Origin of the sequence: Luteibacter sahnii (assembly GCF_034063545.1) — a bacterium.
Classification (GTDB): domain Bacteria; phylum Pseudomonadota; class Gammaproteobacteria; order Xanthomonadales; family Rhodanobacteraceae; genus Luteibacter; species Luteibacter sahnii.
This window is the reverse complement of sequence record NZ_JAQLOK010000001.1, coordinates 184,272-205,852: the sequence shown is the minus strand read 5'-3', so window position 1 is coordinate 205,852 and position 21,581 is coordinate 184,272. Positions and strand designations below refer to the sequence as shown.

22 protein-coding genes are annotated in these 21,581 nt (G+C 67.4%); 17 read left to right on the top strand and 5 right to left on the bottom strand.

The window, feature by feature from the left end:
- Positions 1–56: 56 nt before the first annotated feature.
- The gene (gene murA / locus PI246_RS00955; RefSeq protein ID WP_320549414.1) at positions 57–1,316 is read right to left on the bottom strand and encodes a UDP-N-acetylglucosamine 1-carboxyvinyltransferase; all 1,260 of its coding nucleotides are present in this window, start codon (positions 1,314–1,316) and stop codon (positions 57–59) included.
- Positions 1,317–1,363: 47 nt separating this feature from the next.
- Positions 1,364–1,600 (bottom strand): BolA family protein, encoded by a 237-nt coding sequence (locus tag PI246_RS00950; protein WP_320549413.1) that lies wholly within the window; start codon positions 1,598–1,600, stop codon positions 1,364–1,366.
- A gap of 172 nt (positions 1,601–1,772) precedes the next feature.
- Between PI246_RS00950 and PI246_RS00945 the strand changes: the two genes are divergently transcribed.
- The 12 genes from PI246_RS00945 to ptsP all read left to right on the top strand — a co-directional run bounded on the left by PI246_RS00945 (position 1,773) and on the right by ptsP (position 11,775).
- Positions 1,773–2,786 (top strand): KpsF/GutQ family sugar-phosphate isomerase, encoded by a 1,014-nt coding sequence (locus PI246_RS00945; protein WP_320549412.1) that lies wholly within the window; start codon positions 1,773–1,775, stop codon positions 2,784–2,786.
- Positions 2,787–2,829: 43 nt separating this feature from the next.
- Positions 2,830–3,378, top strand: a complete 549-nt coding sequence (locus PI246_RS00940; protein ID WP_320549411.1) for a KdsC family phosphatase — start codon at positions 2,830–2,832, stop codon at positions 3,376–3,378.
- A complete protein-coding gene (lptC, locus tag PI246_RS00935) occupies positions 3,375–3,974 on the top strand; it encodes an LPS export ABC transporter periplasmic protein LptC (protein ID WP_320549410.1) in 600 nt (199 codons plus the stop codon). Before PI246_RS00940 ends, lptC begins: the two co-directional genes overlap by 4 nt.
- Complete coding sequence (gene lptA / locus PI246_RS00930) at positions 3,937–4,539, top strand: lipopolysaccharide transport periplasmic protein LptA (protein WP_320549409.1); 603 nt, start codon at positions 3,937–3,939, stop codon at positions 4,537–4,539. Before lptC ends, lptA begins: the two co-directional genes overlap by 38 nt.
- A gap of 4 nt (positions 4,540–4,543) precedes the next feature.
- Positions 4,544–5,263 carry an LPS export ABC transporter ATP-binding protein gene (gene lptB, locus PI246_RS00925; RefSeq protein WP_320549408.1) on the top strand — a complete coding sequence of 240 codons (720 nt, stop codon included), beginning with the start codon at positions 4,544–4,546 and terminating at the stop codon, positions 5,261–5,263.
- A 100-nt stretch (positions 5,264–5,363) separates the two neighbouring features.
- Positions 5,364–6,842: an RNA polymerase factor sigma-54 gene (locus tag PI246_RS00920; protein WP_320549407.1), complete on the top strand. Its 1,479-nt coding sequence runs from the start codon at positions 5,364–5,366 to the stop codon at positions 6,840–6,842.
- Between the two features lie 124 nt (positions 6,843–6,966).
- A complete protein-coding gene (gene hpf / locus PI246_RS00915; protein WP_320549406.1) occupies positions 6,967–7,314 on the top strand; it encodes a ribosome hibernation-promoting factor, HPF/YfiA family in 348 nt (115 codons plus the stop codon).
- Between the two features lie 120 nt (positions 7,315–7,434).
- Positions 7,435–8,385, top strand: a complete 951-nt coding sequence (gene hprK, locus PI246_RS00910; RefSeq protein ID WP_320549405.1) for an HPr(Ser) kinase/phosphatase — start codon at positions 7,435–7,437, stop codon at positions 8,383–8,385.
- Between the two features lie 22 nt (positions 8,386–8,407).
- Complete coding sequence (gene rapZ, locus PI246_RS00905; protein WP_407069773.1) at positions 8,408–9,292, top strand: RNase adapter RapZ; 885 nt, start codon at positions 8,408–8,410, stop codon at positions 9,290–9,292.
- Positions 9,293–9,330: 38 nt separating this feature from the next.
- Positions 9,331–9,723 (top strand): PTS sugar transporter subunit IIA, encoded by a 393-nt coding sequence (locus tag PI246_RS00900; RefSeq protein WP_320549403.1) that lies wholly within the window; start codon positions 9,331–9,333, stop codon positions 9,721–9,723.
- Positions 9,716–9,985 carry an HPr family phosphocarrier protein gene (locus tag PI246_RS00895; RefSeq protein ID WP_320549402.1) on the top strand — a complete coding sequence of 90 codons (270 nt, stop codon included), beginning with the start codon at positions 9,716–9,718 and terminating at the stop codon, positions 9,983–9,985. Before PI246_RS00900 ends, PI246_RS00895 begins: the two co-directional genes overlap by 8 nt.
- A 32-nt stretch (positions 9,986–10,017) precedes the next feature.
- Positions 10,018–11,775, top strand: coding sequence for a phosphoenolpyruvate--protein phosphotransferase (gene ptsP, locus PI246_RS00890; protein WP_320549401.1), 1,758 nt, complete (start codon positions 10,018–10,020; stop codon positions 11,773–11,775).
- A gap of 290 nt (positions 11,776–12,065) precedes the next feature.
- On the opposite strand, the gene PI246_RS00885 is transcribed toward ptsP, so the two are convergent.
- Together PI246_RS00885 and PI246_RS00880 are read right to left on the bottom strand one after the other, a co-directional pair.
- Positions 12,066–14,537, bottom strand: coding sequence for an acyl-CoA dehydrogenase (locus tag PI246_RS00885; RefSeq protein ID WP_320549400.1), 2,472 nt, complete (start codon positions 14,535–14,537; stop codon positions 12,066–12,068).
- A gap of 57 nt (positions 14,538–14,594) precedes the next feature.
- Entirely contained in the window at positions 14,595–15,476 is an 882-nt protein-coding gene (locus PI246_RS00880) for an alpha/beta fold hydrolase (RefSeq protein ID WP_320549399.1), read from the bottom strand.
- A 140-nt stretch (positions 15,477–15,616) separates the two neighbouring features.
- On the opposite strand from PI246_RS00880, the gene PI246_RS00875 reads away from it, so the two are divergent.
- The 5 genes from PI246_RS00875 to PI246_RS00855 all read left to right on the top strand — a co-directional run bounded on the left by PI246_RS00875 (position 15,617) and on the right by PI246_RS00855 (position 20,190).
- Positions 15,617–16,192: a TetR/AcrR family transcriptional regulator gene (locus PI246_RS00875; RefSeq protein ID WP_320549398.1), complete on the top strand. Its 576-nt coding sequence runs from the start codon at positions 15,617–15,619 to the stop codon at positions 16,190–16,192.
- A 96-nt stretch (positions 16,193–16,288) separates the two neighbouring features.
- A complete protein-coding gene (locus PI246_RS00870) occupies positions 16,289–18,079 on the top strand; it encodes a phosphoenolpyruvate carboxykinase (GTP) (protein WP_320549397.1) in 1,791 nt (596 codons plus the stop codon).
- A 205-nt stretch (positions 18,080–18,284) separates the two neighbouring features.
- The gene (locus PI246_RS00865) at positions 18,285–18,839 is read left to right on the top strand and encodes an RNA polymerase sigma factor (RefSeq protein ID WP_320550222.1); all 555 of its coding nucleotides are present in this window, start codon (positions 18,285–18,287) and stop codon (positions 18,837–18,839) included.
- Positions 18,836–19,255 (top strand): hypothetical protein, encoded by a 420-nt coding sequence (locus tag PI246_RS00860; RefSeq protein ID WP_320549396.1) that lies wholly within the window; start codon positions 18,836–18,838, stop codon positions 19,253–19,255. Before PI246_RS00865 ends, PI246_RS00860 begins: the two co-directional genes overlap by 4 nt.
- Before the next feature lie 23 nt (positions 19,256–19,278).
- Positions 19,279–20,190, top strand: coding sequence for a DUF4097 family beta strand repeat-containing protein (locus PI246_RS00855; RefSeq protein WP_320549395.1), 912 nt, complete (start codon positions 19,279–19,281; stop codon positions 20,188–20,190).
- A 195-nt stretch (positions 20,191–20,385) separates the two neighbouring features.
- Here the strand turns inward: PI246_RS00855 and PI246_RS00850 are convergent, their stop codons facing one another.
- Positions 20,386–21,345: a hypothetical protein gene (locus PI246_RS00850; protein ID WP_320549394.1), complete on the bottom strand. Its 960-nt coding sequence runs from the start codon at positions 21,343–21,345 to the stop codon at positions 20,386–20,388.
- Positions 21,346–21,581 lie beyond the last annotated feature (236 nt).

Here is a 21,581-nt window from a genome sequence, read left to right as displayed (position 1 = left end):
CAGCGCAAAAAAAACCGCCCTGCGAGGGCGGTTTTTTTTGCCAGATGCAGAGTCCCTCAGCCCGGCAGACGACGGATCCGCGCACCCAGCACGCCAAGCTTCTCTTCGATGTTCTCGTAACCGCGGTCGATGTGATAAACGCGATCGACCGTGGTATCGCCTTCAGCCACGAGGCCGGCGAGCACGAGGCACGCGGAGGCGCGCAGGTCGGTGGCCATGATCGGTGCGCCGCTCATCTTCGGCACGCCGGTGATGATCGCGGTGTTGCCTTCCAGGCGGATGTCCGCGCCAAGGCGCTGCAGTTCGAGCGCGTGCATGAAGCGGTTTTCGAACACCGTCTCGGTGATCACGCCCACGCCTTCGGCCACGCAGTTGAGCGCGGTGAACTGGGCCTGCATGTCGGTGGGGAACGCGGGGTAAGGCGCGGTGACGAGGTTGACCGCCTTCGGCCGACGACCTTGCATGTCCAGTTCGATCCAGTCCTTGCCCGTGCTGATGTGGGCGCCGGCCTCCTCAAGCTTCTGCAACACCGCGTCGAGCGTATCGGCGCGGGCGCCCCGCGCGCGCACCTTGCCGCCGGTCATCGCGGCGCCGACCAGGAAGGTGCCTGTTTCGATGCGGTCGGGCAGCACTTCGTAATGCGCGCCGTGCAGTCGCTCGACGCCTTCGACGATGAGCGTCGAGGTGCCGACGCCGTCGATCTTCGCGCCCATCGCCATCAGGCAGTGCGCCAGGTCGACCACCTCGGGCTCCTGCGCCGCGTTTTCGATGATGGTGGTGCCTTCGGCCAGGGTAGCCGCCATCAGGATGTTTTCGGTGCCGGTGACGGTGACCATGTCCATCACGATGCGCGCGCCCTTCAACCGTCCCGCGCGCGCCTTGATGTAGCCGTTTTCCAGGAGCACTTCGGCACCCAGCGCCTGCAGGCCGCGAATGTGCTGGTCGACCGGACGCGAGCCGATGGCGCAACCGCCGGGCAGCGAGACCTCGGCCTTGCCGTAGCGCGCCACGAGCGGACCCAGCACGAGGATCGACGCGCGCATGGTGCGTACCAGGTCGTAAGGCGCCACGCAGGAGTTTTCCGGACGCGGGTCGATGTGCATCTTCATGCGGTCGTCGAGCACCACGCTCACGCCCATGCGGCCGAGCAGTTCGATGAAGGTGGTGACGTCGTGCAGGTGCGGCACGTTACCGATGCTGACCGGTTCGTCGGCGAGCAGGCAGGACGCGAGGATCGGCAGCACGGCGTTCTTGGCGCCGGAAATGCCGACCTCGCCCTGGAGCGGCTGGCCGCCGCTGATGAGGATCTTTGCCATGGGGAGGAAGTGCCTATAAGGAAAAACGGTGGATCGGCGGCGGCGCGTCAGCGGCCGGCGGCTTCGTCCGGCGTGAGGGTCTTCAGGCCCAGGGCGTGGATGGCGCCGCCCATGAGATCGCCCAGCGTGGCGTAGACGAGGCGGTGGCGGGCCAACGGCAGCTTGCCGGCGAACTGCTCGGAAACCACTTCGGCCTCGAAGTGGACGCCGTCGTCGCCCTGCACGTTCACCCGGGCGCCGGGAAGGCCGGCTTCGATCAATGCCTGGATGCGGGCAGCGTCCATGGAGTCTCCGGTGGGGATGGGAGTCGCCGCGGCCGGGGAGGTTCCGAAACGGAGCCTGAATCGCCGGTCGATGGCAGCGACGATAAAATGAGAATATGTAATGGTAATGGAAATCCGGTGTCGCAGAAATGGACATCCCGGGTTCGACCCTGACCCGGACCCACGAGGCCGCATGAACGCCCGCACCGCCCCGCACGCCGAGCCCCTTCTCGTGGACGCCGAGACCGTCGTCCGCAGCGCACGCACGGTGATCGCCACCGAGGCCGCCGCCATTCGCGCCCTTGAGCAGCGGGTGGACGCGAACTTCGTCGACGCCTGCCAGCGCATCCTCGCCTGCAAGGGCCGTGTCGTGGTGTCGGGCATGGGCAAGTCGGGCCACATCGCCCGCAAGATCGCCGCGACGCTGGCGTCCACCGGCACCCCGTCGTTCTTCGTCCACCCAGGCGAAGCCAGCCACGGCGACCTGGGCATGATCCAGCCCGACGACATCCTGCTGGCCATCTCCTATTCCGGCGAAACCGACGAACTGCTGTTCATCCTGCCGGCGGTCAAGCGCCAGGGCATCGCGCTGATCTCGGTCACCGGCAACCCCAGGTCGTCGCTCGCCAAGCAGGCCGACGTCAACCTCGACGCCAACGTGGCCTGCGAGGCCTGTCCCCACGGCCTGGCACCCACCGCGAGCACGACGGCGGCGCTGGTCATGGGCGACGCCCTGGCCGTGGCGCTGCTCGAGGCAAGGGGCTTCACCTCCGACGATTTCGCCCGCTCGCACCCCGCCGGAAGCCTCGGCCGCCGCCTGTTGCTGCGCATTTCCGACGTCATGCACGCAGGTGATGACGTGCCCCGCGTGCCACCGGGTGCCTCGCTGAGCGAAGCCCTGGTTGAAATGACCCGCAAGCGACTGGGCATGACCGCGGTGGTCGATGGCGACGATCGCCTGCTCGGCGTCTTCACCGACGGCGACCTGCGCCGTGCCCTCGACGACGACGGCATCGACCTTCGCAACGCCACGGTGGCCGGCCTGATGACCCGCGGCCCGAAGACCATCGGGTCCGACAAGCTCGCCGGCGAGGCGGCCCAGCTGATGGAAAAACACGGCATCAACGCACTACTGGTCACCGACGCCCGCGGTTGCGTGGTCGGCGCCCTGAACATTCACGATCTGCTGCGCGCCCGCGTGGTCTGACGGCCCTTCCCCGGCCGCCCCTTCGTCCCCAGATCCAGCGACCATGGCTTACACGCACTACTCCGACATCCCCGCCGACATTGCCGAACGCGCAGCGCGCGTGCGCGTGGTGGTGTTCGACGTGGACGGCACGCTCACCGACGGCCGCCTCTGGTACGCCGAAGACGGCCGCGAGATGAAGGTCTTCCACGTGCATGACGGCCTGGGCCTGAAGCGCCTGCAAGAAAACGGCATCAAGGTCGCGATCATCACCGCCCGCATCAGCCATCCGGTGTCGCTGCGCGCCGAAGAACTCGGCATCCAGCACGTCTACCAGGGCCAGAAAGACAAGCGCGCCTGTCTCACCGCGCTCGTCGAGGCCCTGCGCCTCACCCCGGAGCAAGCCGCCTTCGTCGGCGACGACCTGCCCGACCTGCCGGCCATGGCCATCGCCGGGCTGGCCGTGGCCGTCGCCAACGCCCACCCATGGGTCGCCGAACGCGCCCAGTGGCGCACGCGGCTGTCCGGGGGGTACGGCGCCGCGCGCGAAGTCGCCGATATGATCCTCGCCGCCCAGGGCAAGGCCGAAGCCGAGCGGGATCGCTGGCTGTGAGCGTGTTCAACCTGTTCCGCGACCGCAGCGCCACGAGCATCGCCGGCATCCTCGCCGCCGCGCTGGGCGCCAGCGTGTTGCTCTACTACTGGGTGGCGCCGGAGAAAAAGGTCCAGGATTTCGTCGGCCCGCCGCGCTCGGGCTACGTGCTGACCAACTTCCACCTCGATTCGTACAACGACGACGGCCAGCTCGCCTTCGTCCTGATCGCGCCGCACCTGGAACGTCGCGAAGGCGACGACTCGCTCTACATCAACGCGCCGGACTTCGTGCTGCCGTCGGTGAAGGACCCCACCACGCCGCCGTGGAAGGGCCACTCCCAATACGGCTGGGTGAACAAGGACGGCAGCCTGCTCAAGCTGCAGGGCAAGGTGCATATGGACCGCGTCGCCTTCCAGACCTACCCGCCCGCCAGTATCGACACCTCCGAGGTCACCGCCTGGCCCAAGGAGAACCGCCTGGAGACCGCCGAAGCGGCGCGGATCGTTCAGGGAACCTCTACAATGGACGGCGTCGGCATGCGCGCCAACCTCGATACCAAGCACCTGGAGCTCCTCGATGCAGTCCACACCGTCTACCAGCCGCGCAAGCGCTAAGGCCTTTCTCGTGGTGCTCGGCGCGGGGCTCCTGACGAGCTTGCCTGCCTTCGCCAAGCAGTCCGACCGCGACCAGCCGGTCAACGTCACGTCGACCTCGTTCGACGGCACCCAGCAGCAGCCCAACGGCAAGGAGCCGGGCAAGGTCATCTGGACCGGCAACGTCGTGCTTACGCAGGGCACGCTGAAAGTCACCGGCAACAAGGCCACCGGCTACCTCGACGGCGACAACCAGATCACCCGGGTCGTCGTCGACGGCGCCGCCACCATGCAGCAACAGGACGAACAAAACCTGTGGATGCGCGGCAAGGCCAACAACATCGATTACAAGGTCGACCAGGACTACGCGGTGCTCACCGGCAACGCCCACGTCGAAAAGGAAGTCGACCCGGCCGATCGCAAGAAGCTCAACCAGAGCAACGGCGACAAGCTCACCTACAACACGTCCAACAGCACGATGACCGGCGAGAGCAACGGCTCCGCTCCCGTGCACATGATCTTCCAGCCGAAGCAGCAGCCCGCCGCCGCGCCGGCCGCACCCGCCGCTCAACCGAAGAAGCCCTGACCCGATGCTTTCAGCCCAAGGCCTGCAGAAGCGCTTTCGTGCGCGCCAGGTGGTTCGCGATTTCGCCTTTTCCATCCGCGAAGGTGAGGTCGTGGGCCTGCTCGGACCCAATGGCGCCGGCAAGACCACCTGCTTCTACATGGTGGTGGGCCTGATCCAGGCCGACGCCGGCGCGATCAAGCTCGACCAGCAGGACATCACCGGCCTGCCCATGCACGCCCGCGCCAAGCTCGGCATCGGCTACCTGCCACAGGAAGCCTCGGTGTTCCGGCGCCTCAGCGTGGCCGACAACATCCTCGCCGTGCTGGAGCTGCGCGAGGGCATGACCCAGAAGCAGCGCGAGGACGAACTCGACAGCCTGCTCGACGAGCTGAAGATCGCCCATATCGCCGAGCAGAAGGGCATCAGCCTTTCGGGTGGCGAACGCCGCCGCGTGGAAATCGCCCGCGCGCTCGCCGCACGCCCGCGCTACATGCTGCTGGACGAACCGTTCGCGGGCGTCGACCCGATCTCGGTCGGCGAGATCCAGCGTATCGTGCGCCATCTGAAGGAGCGTGGCATCGGGGTGCTCATCACCGATCACAACGTGCGCGAAACCCTCGGCATCTGTGATCGCGCCTACATCCTCAACGATGGCGTCGTGTTGTCGCGCGGCACGCCCCAGCACATCCTCGCCGACGAAAAGGTGCGGGAAGTGTATCTGGGCCGTGAATTCCGCATCTGACGCGACGCCGCTTCGCGCTGCCGGCGGGCGGCCGTCCGGGTAGTGGTAGCGCCGGCCCGCTAGGGGGTAGGATGAGTTCGGCATCCCGAGCAACAACGGCATGAAACCCGGACTTCAGTTTCGCCTCAACCAGCAGCTGACGCTGACGCCACAGCTGCAGCAGGCCATCCGCCTGCTGCAGCTGTCCCAGCTCGAGCTCGAAGCGGAACTCCGCCAGATCGCGGAAGGCAACCCGTTGCTCGAATTCGCCGAAGATGCCGAATCCGAGCCCGACACGGTCGAGGCCGAAGCCTTCCCCGAACCGGATTTTCCCCTCCGCGACGAAGCCCCCGCCAAGGCATCGAAGGAGGAAGACAACGCCACCGCGCCGTCCGAAGACCTCACGCCCGATTGGGACGACGATCGCTTTCCGGGCGAAGCAGGCGACTACGCCGGCGCGCCCGCGCGCGGCAGCGGCGGTGACGACGAGAGCCTCGAGCCCCAGAACGCCGCGCACGAGAGCCTCCAGCAACACCTGGAATGGCAGCTCAACCTGTCGCAGTTTTCAGCACGCGACCACGCCATCGCCATGGCGATCATTCACGCGCTCGACGAAGATGGCTACCTGCGCGACGGCATCGAGGCCGTCGCCTCGGCGCTTCCCGCCGTGCTGCGGGCTAACCATGAAGAAATCGACGCCGTGCGCCAGCGCGTGCAGCGCTTCGATCCCACCGGCGTGGCCAGCCTCGACCTTCGCGACTGCCTCGCCTGCCAGCTCACCCAGTTCGGCGCGGACACCCCGCATCGCGACCTCGCCCTGCGCGTGGTCAACGAAGAGCTCGAACTGCTCGCCCGCAACGACGTCGGTCGCATCGCACGCAAGCTCAAGGCGCCCGAAGAGGAGGTCACGGCCGCCGCCGCGCTGATCCGCAGCCTCGATCCCCGTCCCGGCGCGGCGCTCGACGCCACGCCCGTGGAGTACGTGGCCCCGGACGTCTACGCCCGCCGCGAAAACGGGCGGTGGAAGGTCAGCCTCAATCCCGATGCGCAGCCCCGGCTAGGGCTTAACCAGCACTATTGCAGCCTCATCGCCCGCGCCCGCGGCGACGACGCCACCTGGATGAAAGGCCAGTTGCAGGAAGCCCGCTGGCTGCTCAAGAGCCTCCAATCGCGGGCGGAGACGCTCACCAAGGTGGCCGAGGCGATCGTTCGCCGACAGAGCGCCTTTCTCGACTACGGCCCGGAAGCCATGCACCCGCTGGTGCTGCGCGAGGTCGCCGAAGAAGTCGGCATGCACGAATCCACCATCTCCCGCGTGACCACGCGCAAGTACATGCACACACCGCGCGGCACGTTCGAACTCAAGCACTTTTTCTCCAGCGGCGTCGCGACCGAAGACGGCGGCAGCGCCTCGGCCACCGCGATCCAGGCCATGCTGCGCAAACTGATCCTCGCCGAGGATCCGCGTCGCCCGCTGTCCGACCAGGCGCTGGCCGAAGAGCTTCATCGACGCGGCATTCAGGTCGCCCGCCGTACGGTGGCCAAGTACCGCGAGGCGCTGCGCATTCCCAGTTCGAGCGAGCGCGTGCGGGCCGGTTGAGCCGACACGGAACCACCACGGAGGTCTGACGGTCTCACCGACATGGTTTTGAAGGTCGCGGCATCCCCGCCACGACCGTCCCCGCCGCCCCGCAGGCGGCACCCTCAGCAAGAAGGAGGCGTCAATGCAAATCCAGATCAGCGGCCAGCACATCCAGATCACCCCCGCCCTGCGCGAGCGCGTGGAGCAGCAAATCGGCCGCTTCGAACGCCTTTTCGACAACATCACCGGACTGGACGTCGTGCTCAGCGTCGACAAAGCCGAGCACAAGGCCGGCGGCACCCTGCACTGTTCCGGCACCCGCCTCCACGCCGAGGGCCACGCCCGCCTCCAGGACGGCACGATCAGCGACCGCATGTACGCCGCGATCGACGAAATGGTCACCAAGCTGGCCGACCAGCTCAGGAAGCACAAGGAAAAACTCAAGGATCACCACAACGCCGAGGTCCGCGAGGCGCGCACCGCAGGCTGATCCGGCCCGGCGTACCCCGATCCGCCCGCTCCGGGCGGACCGACGCCACGCTTGATGGCACAATACCCCTCAACCGGCGCCGTCGTGCGCCGGTTTTCGTCTTCCCCAGGGGAACCTCGCGTGGACCGGCTGACCGCCAGACAACTTTTCGACGGCGTGCATGAGCGCATGGCCCTGCGCTGGATCGCCGGCATGCGCGGCGAGTCGCGCGTGCTGGAGACCAACGCCAAGCAGAGCCGCCGCCCCTCGCTGGTGGGCTACCTCAACGTGATCTACCCCAACAAGGTGCAGATCATCGGTACGGAGGAGCTCAATTTCCTCGATGGCCTGGAATCGCGCCAGCGCTGGGAGGCGATCCACAAGATCGCGGCGTACCAGCCGGTAGCCCTCATCGTGACCAAGGACCAATCCATCCCCGCCGACCTGCGCGAGGTGGCCGAGGAAACCGATACCCCCCTGTGGCAGAGCACCAAGCGCGGCCACGAACTGCTCACCTACCTGCAATACCACCTGGCGCGCACGCTCGCCCCGCGGGTCACCCTGCACGGCGTGTTCCTGGAGGTCTTCTCCATCGGCGTGCTGATCACCGGCGAGCCCGGCTCGGGCAAGAGCGAGCTGGCGCTGGAGCTGATCAGCCGCGGCCATCGCCTGGTCGCCGACGACGCCACCGAATTCACGCTCATCGCGCCGGACGTCATCGATGGCGCCTGCCCCGAACTGCTGCAGGACCTCCTCGAGGTGCGCGGCCTGGGCGTGCTCAACATCCGCGAGATGTTCGGCCACACGGCGGTCAAGCCGTCGAAATACCTCCGCCTGGTCATCCACCTCAAGCCGCTGCGCGACGGGGAGGAAACCGACGCCATGACCCGCCTCACCGGCGACGTCAGCCGTCGCGACGTGCTGGGCGTGGACGTCCCCAAGATCACCATCCCCGTCGCCCCCGGCCGCAACCTCGCCGTGCTGGTGGAGGCCGCGGTGCGCAGCCACGTGCTCAAGAGCAAGGGCATCGACCCGGCGCAGACCTTCATCGACCGCCAGGCGCACCAGATGCGCCGGTTCTCTCCGTGGTGACGCCGTGAGCGACGATACGACCATGATGCAGCCCATCGTCGATCCCGACGCCCTCCACCTGGTGGTGCTCACCGGCATGTCCGGCGGCGGCAAGACGGTGGCCCTGCGCGCGCTGGAAGACCTCGAGTTCTACTGCGTCGACAACATGCCCGCCGAGCTGATTCCCCAACTGGTGGCGGCGGTGAGCCAGGGCGAACACGGGCCGCGCCGGCGCATCGCCGTGGGCGTGGACGTGCGCAACCGCCGCGTCGACCTCCAGCGCATGCCGCACGTGTTGTCGGAGCTGTCGGCGGCCGGGGTGCACGTGCACCTGATCTTCCTCGACAGTCGCGACGACGTGCTGATCAAGCGGTATTCCGAAACCCGGCGCCGCCACCCGCTGGCCATCGAGCGGCGCTCGCTCGCCGACTCCATCGCCGAGGAGCGCCGCCTGCTGCGTCCGTTGGTCTCCATCGCCGAGAAGGTGATCGATTCCAGCGACCTCAACGTGCACCAGTTGCGCCGGCTCTTCGCCACTGGCTACGCCGCGGCGAGCGACGGCACGACCCTGCTGTTCGAATCGTTCGCCTACCGCCGCGGCCTGCCGCCGGACGCCGACTTCGTGTTTGACGCACGCTGCCTGCCCAACCCGCACTGGGAACCGCGCCTGCGGCCGTTCTCGGGCAAGGACCTCCCGGTCCGCGAGTTCCTCGATGCGAATCCCGTGGTGAATGAATACTATGGCGACGTCGCCCGATGGCTCGAAACGTGGCTGCCCCGCTTCGAAGGTGAAGACCGCAGCTACGTCACCGTGTCGATCGGTTGCACCGGGGGGCGGCATCGTTCGGTCTACCTGGTGGAACGGCTGGCCCGGCATTTCCGCTCCGAGCGCGGCAACGTACTCACCTTCCATCGTGAACTGGAGTGACCCATGACCCCGCCCCAGCAAAAACGGAGCACCGGTCGATGAGCGTCGGCGTCCTCCTCATGACCCACGAAGCCGTCGGCAAGGCGCTGGTTTCCGCCGCGCGCCACGTGATGCCCAAGCTGCCCCTGACGGTCGACGCCGTCGAGATCCCCCCCAACGCGGACCCCGACGTGATGCGCGACCTCACCGCCCGGCACGCGCGCGACCTGGACACGGGCGACGGTGTGCTGGTGCTGGCCGACCTCTACGGGGCCACGCCGTGCAACATCGGCCTGTCGCTGGGCGAACTGGGCGTCCATCTGCGCTGCGTATCGGGCCTGAACCTGCCCATGCTGCTGCGCGTCCTCAACTACTCTGAAAAATCGCTGCCCGAACTGGCCGAAATCGCGGCCACCGGCGGGCGCGGGGGAATTTTCATCGACCATGCTTGAACAGGACATCACGGTATCCAACCGACTGGGCCTGCACGCCCGCGCCTCCGCCAAGCTGGTCCAGTTGGTGGCGAGCTTCAAATCCACGGTGTACCTGATCAGCAAGGGTCGCGAAGTGAATGCCCAGAGCATCATGGGCGTCATGATGCTGGCCGCCGGCCTCGGCACCCCGCTCACCGTGCGCGCCGAGGGTGACGACGAGGCGGCCGCACTCGCCGCGGTGGTCGACCTGTTCGACCGCAAGTTCGACGAGGGCGCCTGAGCCATGACCGCCGACCGCACCGCGAGGCCGTCATGAGACACCTGTTGACCGGCACGCCGGCGGCCCGTGGCATGGCCCTCGGGCGCGCGCGTCTGGTCCAGCCGAATATCTTCGCCGTCGACACGCGGATGCTCGACGAAGGCGAAGTCGCCGGCGAGATCGAGCGCCTGCACAAGGCCCTCGACCATGCCCGCACAGAACTGCACGAACTGCGCGGCAAGCTGCATGGGGCACTGGCCCGCGAGGTGGGCGACTTCATTGACGCGCACAGCCTGCTGCTCGACGACGAAGAACTGCTTCGCGGCCTCGACGAACTCGTCTCGGTCGGCCACTACACCGCCAGCGCCGCCCTGAAAATGCAGCGTGATCGCCTGGCCGCCGTCTTCGACGCGATGCACGACCCCTACCTCAAGAGCCGCGGCGAAGACATCGACCAGGTCATCGGCCGCGTGATGTCCGCGCTGCAGCAGCAGTCCAGCCGCGAAGAACGCAAACTCGCCGCGCGCGTGGGCGAGATCGTAGTCAGCGACACGGTCGCGCCGGCCGAGATGGCGAGCATGGCCGGGCAAGGCCTGCTCGGGGTGATCGCCAGCGCGGGCAGCGTCTACTCGCACAGCGCGATCCTCGCGCGCAGCTTCAACCTGCCGATGCTGGTAGGCACGAAGGACGCCCTGGCCGTCATCAACGACGACGACCTCGTGCTGATCGACGCCGAGCACGGCGAAGTCATCGTGCACCCCACCGCACAGGACCTCGCCCGCTACCGTCAGTGGCAGCGCCAGGCCGCCGCTGAAGGACGGCGGCTCGCCGCCCTCGCCTCTGCCCGCACGCTGACCCGCGACGGCGCGCACATCCGCCTCTACGCCAACGCCGAACTGCCCAGCGACGTGACCCTCGCCCGCGCCCGCGGCGCCGACGGCGTGGGCCTGTATCGTTCTGAATTCCTGTTCCTGCGCCAGCGCGGCCTGCCCTCCGAGGAAGAACAGTTCGCCGCTTACCGCGATCTGGTCATCGGCATGGGTGGCCTGCCGGTCACCATCCGCACGCTCGACCTGGGCGCCGACAAGGCCGATGCCGCAGGCCTGGCCATCCGCGGCGAAGACAACCCCGCCCTGGGCGTGCGCGGCATCCGCCTGTCGCTGCGCTACGCCGACATCTTCAGCGTGCAGCTGCGCGCCATCCTGCGTGCCGCCTGTTACGGCCCCGTGCGCGTGCTCGTGCCGATGATCACCCACGTGGGCGAATTGATCGACGTGCGCCGGCTGGTCAAGCAGGCTCGCGAAGCCTTGGCCGCCCGTGGTCAGGAACTCCCCGAGCGCATCGATATCGGCGCCATGATCGAAGTGCCCGCCGCCGCCATCGGCATCGGCGCGATCCTCGAGAAGGCCGACTTCCTCGCCATCGGCACCAACGACCTCGCGCAATACGTGCTCGCGGCCGACCGCAACAACGACGCCCTCGAAGGCATCTACGACCCGCTCCAGCCAGCCTTCCTGCGCCTGATCGCGCACGTGATCGCGGCGGCGCGACGGGCGAAGAAGCCGGTCAGCCTGTGCGGCGAGATCGCCGGCGACACGCAGTTCACCGCGCTGCTCCTCGCCATGGGCCTGGAAGAATTCAGCATGCACCCGGGTCAGTTGCTGCTGGTGCGCGATCGCCTGGCCTCGCTCGATTGCGCCGCCCTCCGACGCGCAGCCCCCAGGCTGTTCCGCTCCGCCACGCGCGACGACGTGGAAGCGCGATTGCTGGAGGTGATCGCACGGCAAGATGGGTGCGCTGGCGCAGCGTGACAGGTCGACCCGCCATCGTTGGGTGGCGGGGCTTGAACACCACGCATCAACCAATGTGTTCGACCACGACGATTGGCTTACAGCGCTCATCGTTCGCGTAGGGGCAGTACTGACCGATCACCCGTAGCGTTCGAATGAGCGTGCCCGGATGGGATCGACACCGAAGGCTCCGGCCTCACTGTCCGAGACAACAGCACGGCCTGCATCCATGCAGCATCCCCGCACTTGCGCGAAGAACAAAAAAAGGGCCGCGGTTACCCGCGGCCCTTTGTCGCTACGACCCGAGAGGCTTACGCCGCCCTGGACGCCTCCATCTTCTGTGCCTTGCTGACGACGTTGGCGCGAAGCTCGTCGCTATCGAAGTCGTCGACCGAAATGAACTCGGCCACGCCGTCGCGAACACGCTGGAGCAGGTCACGCTCGGCCGCGTTGATGGCACCGATCTTCTCCGCTTCGGCCAACTGCTCGTTGTAGGTGTGCCCACGCAGCTGCCCGCTCTTGAGCGCCTTGACCAACTTGCGCTCCACCGGCTCGGCAGCGATGACGTCCGGCAGGATCGCGTTCATGCGACCCACCGTGTTGTTCGCGGTCGGGCTGAGGTACGCCCACGCCGTAAGGCGATCGCGGGCTTCGCTCGGCGCGGTGATGAGGGCGGCGACACGACGACCGAGGCGATCGGACGGCGGCACTTCGCGGCGACCGAACGGGAATACCAGGAAGCGCAGCAGCCACGCCACCGGACGCACCGGGAAATTGCGGATGACGCCATCCAGCGCGTTCTGGATGCGCCACATGCACTCGTGGAACGCCCAGGCCAGCAGGGGGCGGTCGGCTTCCGGACGGCCGGTATCTTCGTAGCGCTTGAGCATCGCGCTGGCGATGTAGAGGTACGAAAGCACGTCGCCCAGGCGGGCCGAGAGTTTTTCCTTGAACTTGAGCTTGCCGCCCAGCACGCCCATCGCGACGTCCGCGCAAAGGGCCAGCGCCGCCGAATAGCGGTTGAGCTTGCGGTAGTAACGACGGGTGTAGGCGTCGCCTGCGCCTTCGCCGATCTTGGCGGCGGTGACGCCGAGCACGAAGCTGCGCACCGCGTTGGAGAAGCCGAAGCCGATGTGGCCGAACAGCACCTTGTCGAACGTCTTCAGGCGCTCGCGGTAGTCCGTGATGTTGAGCGCCTGCATTTCCTTCAGCACGTAAGGATGGCAACGGATGGCACCCTGGCCGAAGATCATGAGGCTGCGCGTCATGATGTTCGCGCCTTCCACCGTAATGGCGATGGGCACGCTCTGCCAACCGCGCCCCATGTAGTTCTTCGGGCCGAGGATGACGCCCTTGCCGCCGTGCACGTCCATCGCGTCCGACGCGATCTGACGGCACCACTCGGTGGCGTGGTACTTGGCGATGGCCGAGGGTACCGCCGGCTTTTCGCCGCGATCGACGGCCGCCGCCGTGGCGCGCGACAGCGCCTGCGTGGCATAAGTGAGGCCGCCGATGCGTGCCAGGGCCTCTTCCACGCCCTCGAAACGGCCGATGGCCAGGCCGAACTGCTTGCGCATGCGAGCGTAGGCGCCGGTGGCGGCGACGGCCATGCGCGAGGCACCCGTGGCGTTGGACGGCAACGAAATCGCGCGCCCCACGGAGAGGCATTCCACCAGCATGCGCCAGCCGTGACCGGCCATGTGCGGACCGCCGATCAGCACCGACAGGGGCACGAACATGTCCTTGGCGTGGATCGGGCCGTTCTGGAACGGCGTGTTCAGCGGGAAATGACGACGGCCGATCTGCATCCCCGGGGTCTCACGCGGCAGCAGGGCCAGCGTGATGCCGAGATCTTCCTTGTCGCCCAGGAGCTTCTCGGGATCGTACATGCGGAAGGCAAGGCCCACGATGGTCGCCACCGGCGCCAGCGTGATGTAGCGCTTGTCGAACGTAAGGCGGATACCGACGGTTTCTTCGCCGTTCCACAGGCCCTTGCAGACGATACCGAAGTCCGGCAGCGAGGTAGCATCCGAACCGGCGTACGGGCCGGTCAGGGCGAAGCAGGGAATCTCGCGGCCGTCGGCAAGGCGCGGCAGGTAATGGTTCTTTTGCTCGTCGCTACCGTAGTGCATCAGCAGTTCGCCGGGACCCAGCGAGTTGGGTACGGCCACCGTGGAGGCGAGCGTCTGCGACATGCTCGAGAGCTTCTGCAACACGGCCGAGTGCGCCAGTGCGGAGAAACCGAGGCCGCCGTAGCTCTTCGGGATGATCATGCCGAAGAACTTGTTTTTCTTGATGAAATCCCAGACCTCGGGCGGCAGGTCGGCCAGTTCGTGGGTGATCTGCCAGTCGTCGACCATGGCGCAGAGTTCTTCGACGGGGCCGTCGAGAAAGGCCTGTTCTTCGACCGACAGCTCCGGCTTCGGCTGGCGCAGCAGCTGCGACCAGTCAGGCTTGCCGGAGAACAGTTCGCCTTCGAAGCCGACCGTGCCGGCCTCAAGCGCGGTCTGCTCGGTATCGGACAACTTCGGCGTCACCTTGGCGAACATCGACAGCAGCGGCGCACTGATGGTCTTGCGGCGGAAATCGACCATCAACAGCGGCACCGCCACGGCGGCCAGGAGCAGCAGCAGGACGATCGTCGTGACGGGCGCGCCGGCGAGCACGCCGACGACGAGAGTCGTCACTGCCGTCGCGATGGCCCACGTCTTCAGGGACGTGCGGTGGTAGGCACATGCACCGGAGGCGATCAGCGCCGCCAGCACAACCAGGATCGCAGACATGGGTATCACCTCGTAACGGTCGGCTTATTGCGTGTGGTAACTACAGGACAACAGAAATCAGGAAAGCGTTTCCACGAACGAGACGATTTCGCGCGTGAAAGCATCGTTGGCGTCGCCAGCCACCATGTGGGTGGCCTCGGCGAGCGCCACGTGCCGGGCATGGGGGACCAGTCGCAGGAATTCGTCGACGGTATGACGGGAGACCACGTCGCTGCGGGCACCGGACAACAGCAACACCGGAACGCGCACGCGCGACGCCGCCTGGAAAAGCCGGGGCTGGTAGCGTTCGCTTTCGGCCACCACGCCATCGAGCAGGGCGGGATCCCAGTGCCAGCGCAGGCGGCCGTCGGCGCCCTGGCGCAGCAGCGGTTTCAGCTGGGACTCGCTCTTGCGTTCGCGCCGGTGAGGCAGGTAGGCCTCGATGGCGGCGGCCGCCTCGTCATAACCGGCGAAACCGTCGGGGTGGGCGCGCATGAAGCCGAGGATGCGTTCGACGCCCTGGGTCTCCCAGCGCGGAGTGATGTCCACCAGCACCAACGCCGAGAACGGGAGGCGCGCCGGTTCGGCTTCGCCCGCTGCCACCAGCCCGATCAGACCGCCCATCGAGGCACCCACCAGCACGGGCGCGGGCCCGCCAGGCGACCTTGCCGTACCGGCAACGTCGATGAGGTCGTCGACGAACTGCTGCATGTGGTAGTCGCCGCGCGGCACCCATTCGCTGCCACCGTGGCCACGGGCGTCGAAGGTGACCGACGCGTGCCCCTGTGCGGCGAGTGCGCGCGCCGCGCCGTCCCAGGCGTGACGCGTCTGGCCGAAACCGTGCGCGAACACCAGCGCGGGCGAGCCCGAGCCAGGCCAATGCTCAACGGCGAGCGTGACGCCATCGGCGGCGACCAGACTCGACAGGGCAGAAGCGGCGGTGGAGGTTTCGGCGACCATACGTGGCAGTATGTGGGCTGTCGGCGAGCCCGTCAATACGCCTGCGTATGGTTATCCAAGCGCTTAAAAGTCAAGGTTTTATGCAGCATGGCCAAGTGGCGATGGATTGCAAACCGCGGCGTCTCCGCTACCATGCGCCGATGAACGAAGGTGCCAAGAACGAACGCGTCCGCCTGTCGGCCGAAGACTGGGAAGACGGAGCCCTCGCCCTCATCGCCGAGCAAGGCGTGGGCGCGCTTGCCGTCGAGGCGCTCGCGCGGCGCCTGGGGGTCACCAAGGGCAGCTTCTACTGGCACTTCCGCACCCGCGAAGCCCTGCTGCAGGCGGCCCTCGAACGCTGGGAAGAATACGGCGAGCGCGAGGTGCTGGCCGAGATCGAGCGCATTCCCGACCCTCGCAAGCGTTTCCCCGAACTGTTCCGTCGGGTGGCGCACGAGGTGCAGCCGCACCGGGTCTATGCCGCCCTGCTCAAGGCGCTCGACCATCCCCAGGTGGTGCCGGTGATGGGGCGCGTATCGCAGCGGCGCATCGATTTCCTCACCCGGATGTACGCCGAAGCCGGTCTTGAGCCCGTATCCGCGCTGCATCGCGCACGCCTGACCTATGCCGCCTACGTCGGCTTTCTCCAGCTGAACTTCACGCTTGGCCTGCCGCGTATCAGCCACGAGGAATTCGACGCCTACGTCGAGCACATGATCGCCACGCTTACCCCCTGAGGCGCCGAGGCGCAGCACGTTTGCTGCGCCGTGCCTTGCCAATACCAGGATTTGCAAACTACTGTCGTCTCTTGCTTTTACATGGAGACCACACGGATGCACTCGCACGGTAGTTCGCTGGAAGCCTTGACCCGATGGGTCGATGAGGTCGCGCGCCTGACCCAACCCGACGAGGTCGTCTGGTGCGACGGTTCCGATGCGGAATACGCCGGGCTCGTCGCCCACATGCTGGAGACCGGCGACCTGCATCCGCTCAACGCGACCACGCATCCACGGAGCTATCTGCACCGGTCGCATCCGTCGGACGTCGCGCGCGTGGAGCACCTCACGCTCGTGTGCACCGCCGAGCGCGAGGATGCCGGCCCCAACAATCACTGGATGGCCCCCGCCGACGCGCACGCAAAGATCGACGCCCTGTTCGATGGCGCCATGCGCGGGCGCACGATGTACGTGATTCCCTATTGCATGGGTCCGATCGATTCGCCCATTTCCCGCTGTGGCGTCGAGATCACGGATAGCCCCTACGTGGTCGCCAACATGCGCATCATGACGCGCATGGGCGCGCCGGCCCTGGCCCGCATCGAGCGCGAGGGTCGGTTCGTGAAAGGCCTGCACTCGATCGGCGACCTCGACCCGGAGCGTCGCTTCATCATGCACTTTCCCGACGAACTCACGATCAAGTCGATCGGGTCGGGCTACGGCGGCAACGCGCTGCTGGGCAAGAAATGCCATGCGCTGCGCATCGCCAGCCACCAGGCGCGGCACGAGGGCTGGCTGGCCGAGCACATGCTCATCGTCGGCATCGAGAACCCGCAGGGCGACAAGTACTACATCGCCGCGGCGTTCCCGTCGGCGTGCGGCAAGACGAACCTAGCGATGCTGATTCCCACCGAGGGCTACCGCAGGGCGGGGTGGAAGGTCTGGACCGTGGGCGACGACATCTGCTGGATGACGCCCGGCGCCGACGGACGGCTGTGGGCGATAAACCCCGAGGCCGGCTACTTTGGCGTGGCGCCCGGGACGGGCGCGGACACCAACCCCAGTGCGCTGGCGACGCTGGGGCACGATGCAATTTTCACCAACGTGGCGGTCACCGCCGATGGCCAGCCGTGGTGGGAAGGGCTCGGCGAAGGCACGCCGGTCACCGACTGGCAGGGCCGCCCGTACGATCCCGCGAACGGTCCCGCCGCCCATCCGAACTCGCGCTTCACCGTGAGCGCCCGCCAGTGCCCGAGCTGGGCGCCGGAATCCGAAGACGCCCAGGGCGTGCCCCTCTCCGCCATCGTCTTCGGCGGGCGGCGACCCTCCCTGGTCCCGCTGGTGTTCGAGGCGAAGGACTGGGCGCATGGCGTGCTCGTCGGCGCAGCGATGGGCTCGGAAACGACCGCGGCCGCGACGGGCGCCGTGGGCGTGCTGCGTCGCGACTCGATGGCGATGAAGCCGTTCTGCGGCTACAACTTCGCCGACTACTTCGCGCATTGGCTGTCCTTCGACCGGCCGGGCATGAAGCTGCCGCGCATCTTCCACGTCAACTGGTTCCGCAAGGATGCCGACGGGCGCTTCATGTGGCCCGGCTACGGCGAAAACATGCGCGTGCTCGACTGGATGATCCGCCGCGTCGAGGGCCTCGCCCGCGGCCACGAGACGCCCATCGGTACCGTGCCTGCGCCGGGCGAACTCAACGTCGAGGGGTTGGACGTGCCACCCGCCACGCTCGACGAACTGACCCGCGTCGACGTCGACGGCTGGATCGACGAACTCAACGCGATCGGCACCTACCTCGACGGCTATGGCGAGCGCATGCCCGAACGCCTGAAGGCCGAACGGTTGCGTGTCAGCCGCGCGCTCGAAGCCGCACAGCACCGTCGCGCGGCCCAGGTGGCCTGATCCGGCGCGTCTTGAGCGCGAGGGGCTTCCCTTCGCGCCCAAGGCGCGCTCCCGCCCGGGGCGGGCAGGTACCGGTCGTACGCATGACGCCGATACCTAGCCGGCCGCCTCCCGCCCACTCGCGCCATCGCACTTAAACCGTTTCTCCCTTGCCCGCATCCAAGCTGGCAAGATGAACGCCCTATGCCTCGCCGCCACCTCCTTCATGCAGCCTGAGCTGCCCGCCGCGTCGACCGACGACGACATCGTGCGGGCCGCGGCCGCAGGTGACCGCAAGGCCTTCGAGACGCTTTACCGACGGCACGCCGACCGGGTCTACGGCGCGATCCTGCGCCTGGCCGCGTTCGACCACGCCCGTGCCGAAGACCTCACCCAGGAAGCCTTCGTGCGTGCCTGGCAAAAGCTTGATGGCTTTCGCTTCGAGAGCGCCTTCGGCACCTGGGTCTACCGCCTGGCGGTCAACGTGGCGTTGATGTCCCTACGCGCCCGCAACGCCGATCCGGTCAGCATCGTCGACGACGAACACCTGCCCGACATCACCGATACCGATAATCCGTTGCGCGCCATCGAGCGCGACGAACTGGAAAAGGCCATCGCGGCCCTGCCCCCGCGGGCTCGCGCGGTCCTGGTCCTGTACGACGTGGAAGGTTGGAAACACGAGGAAATCGCCGCCGAACTCGGCATGGCGGTGGGCTCCTCCAAAGCACAGCTACACCGCGCGCGCGGCCTGCTCCGCCGCGCGCTGGGAGATACGCCATGAATGAACTCGACTACCTGCGCCAGATGCGCTCGCTCAACCGCCCGGTCACGCCCCACCGTGACCTGTGGGCGGACATCGCATCGCGGATCGACGCATCCGCTCCAGCGGCTACGCCCCGGCAACGCCGCCTGCGTCCCTGGCTGATGGCCGCCGCCGTCGCCGGCGTAGCGGTGCTCGGCGGCGGCATCGGCCTGCGTCTGGCCGCTCCCGCCGTCAACGATCGCGTGGCCGCGGCCGAAAAGTGGAAACCCACCGACCCCCGGCTCGCGGGCGCGGCCATCCAACTGGATGCCACCCGCATGGAACTCACCCAGGCGATCCGCGAGAACCCCGACTCCGCCGCCCTGCAGCGACTGCTGCTGCGCACCGAGCGCCAGCGGGATCGTCTGCGCAACTTCGACAGGCAAGCCGGTTAATGGCCCACAGGCAGGACATTCCCATGAAAACGCTCTACATCGCTCCCCTGCTGCTGGCCTTGTGCATCGGTGAAGCCTTCGCTTCCACGCCGATCAACCTGTCCCGCGACGTGCGTCCCAACGCCCACATCCGCATCGACAACACCCGCGGCGAAGTGACCGTCACCGCCTGGGATCGCAACCAGATCCAGGTATCCGGCTCGCTCGGCGAGGGCGCGCGCCCGCTGCAACTGGAAGGCGACGACCGCAACGTCGACATCCGCGTGCAAGGGGGCGACGACAAGGGCAAGTGGTTCAGCTGGGGCAACGACAGCAACATGGGCTCGACCACGCTCAACGTACGCGTTCCCAAGGGCGTCGACGTGGAAGTGAAGGTCGTCAGCGCCCCGGTCAGCATCGACGGCCTCGAAGGCGGTCGCATCGACGTGGAATCGGTCAGCGGCCGCGTGCGCGCCAATGTGCGCACGCCTTCGGCGTCCATGCAGACCGTGAGCGGCAGCATCGATCTCGCCGGCCGCGCCGACAAGGCCGACCTGCAGACGGTCTCCGGCGACATCACGGCACCCAATGTCACCGAACGGGTGGATGCGCAAACGGTGTCCGGCCACATGATCGTCGGGGGCGGTCCCTGGAAGGAGGCCAACTTCAGCACCGTGTCGGGCGACACCGACATCAACGGCGGCCCTGCGGGCAACGGGGCGAAGCTGACGGTGGACGCCATGAGCGGCGACGTGAAGCTGCAACTGCCGTCGTCCATCTCCGCGCGCCTGGAAGCATCGACGTTCAGCGGCGACATCGGCTCCGACTGGGGCCAGCCGTCGCGGGGTGAGGACGGTCCGGGTAAGGAACTCAAGACCACGATCGGCGACGGCAGCGCCCGCATCCACGTCGAATCGTTCAGCGGCGACCTGCGCATCCGCAAAGCCGGCCGGTAAAGGCCTCGCGCAGCGCCTCGCTCGCCCGGGTCAGCCCCGGGCTCGTGCGCAGGGGACGCGCCTGTCGGAAACGCAGGAGCGATCGCAGCGGCGATCCGGCGTCAGCCGGTACGTGTTCGACGACACCCATGGCGTCATCCAACCGGACCGACATGCGCCGCCACGATGAAAAAAGCCGCGAACATCGCGGCTTTTCTAAAGATCCTGGTGATACTGCACGTAAGGCGTTCGTGACTGATCTGGCTCAGGCAGCGAAGGGTTGTTCGGGGCGTTACCCGAGGACCATACGTTCTGCGCGCCGACGGACAACTCACCGCGCCACGGCAGACGGAACGTGACACCCAGGTCGATCGCGCTCCAGCGGCGATCGGGATTGAGCCCATTGGACACGCCCGGCTCCGGCTGCATCGTGCGGCCGGTGATGCTGCCATAGAGCGGACCGCGATCCACGCCGAGGCTCAAGGCCTTCTGATCGACCGACCCGATGCCCAGCAGGTTGCCCGGCAGCAGGCGAATGCGACCGATGCTCGCGCCCAGGTCGATGCCGCTTCGGCCGCCGAGGTCGACGCGACCGTGCGCGTTGAGTTCGGTGCTCGATGACAACGAGCCAAACGGCAGGCCCGACATCGTCGACGCCATGCCCGGTAGCACGCGGGGCAGCGCCGGGCTGTTGCCGGATGGGCGGGCAGAACCGACGCCTAGGCCCACGCTATAGCCCGAGCCACGCCAGGTCGCGCCGACTTCGCTGCCGACGATGCGCGGCGGCGCACCCGGGGAGGTGCAGCGATCACCGTGCGAGGTGGCCGACGCACCGCAGGATTCCGCGGAATTGATCCAGCCCTGGCCGCTGACCGAGGCATGCGCCTGCAGGCCCGGGCCGAGGTCATACTGAAGCCCGCTCGACACGAACGGGCTCGCGCCCAAGGGGCGCGGTGCCAACGGCTGGGTGGGATCGGCACGATCGCTGTAGTTCACCGACAACGCGCGGCCGTCGGGCGAGCGCCACAGGGGGACCGAACTCTGCGGATCGCCTCCGTCGCTGTTTGCCGGATCGGCATACAACAGGGCTCCCGTGCCCTCGCCACTCGCGGGCACGCCATGCCCTGCCGCGGCGAGCGGCATGAGCAAAAGCATGGAGAGCAAGGTGCGACGCATGGAAACCATTGATCGAAAGGGCGGCTCGCATCCCCGAAGCCCACCGCGAGCCGTCGGTGGGTCCGGGGTCAGTGTACCCCGTTTTACTTTTTACTAACACCCCGACGAGCCCTCCGGGAGGTGTATTTAAGAATCTACGATAACTGCCGTTTATGACCGTCAAGGGGGCATCACGCCGTAAGTCGCAGAGGGAATGAGACGGCGAAGGCGATCCCGTCGCGCGACCGCCCCGAACG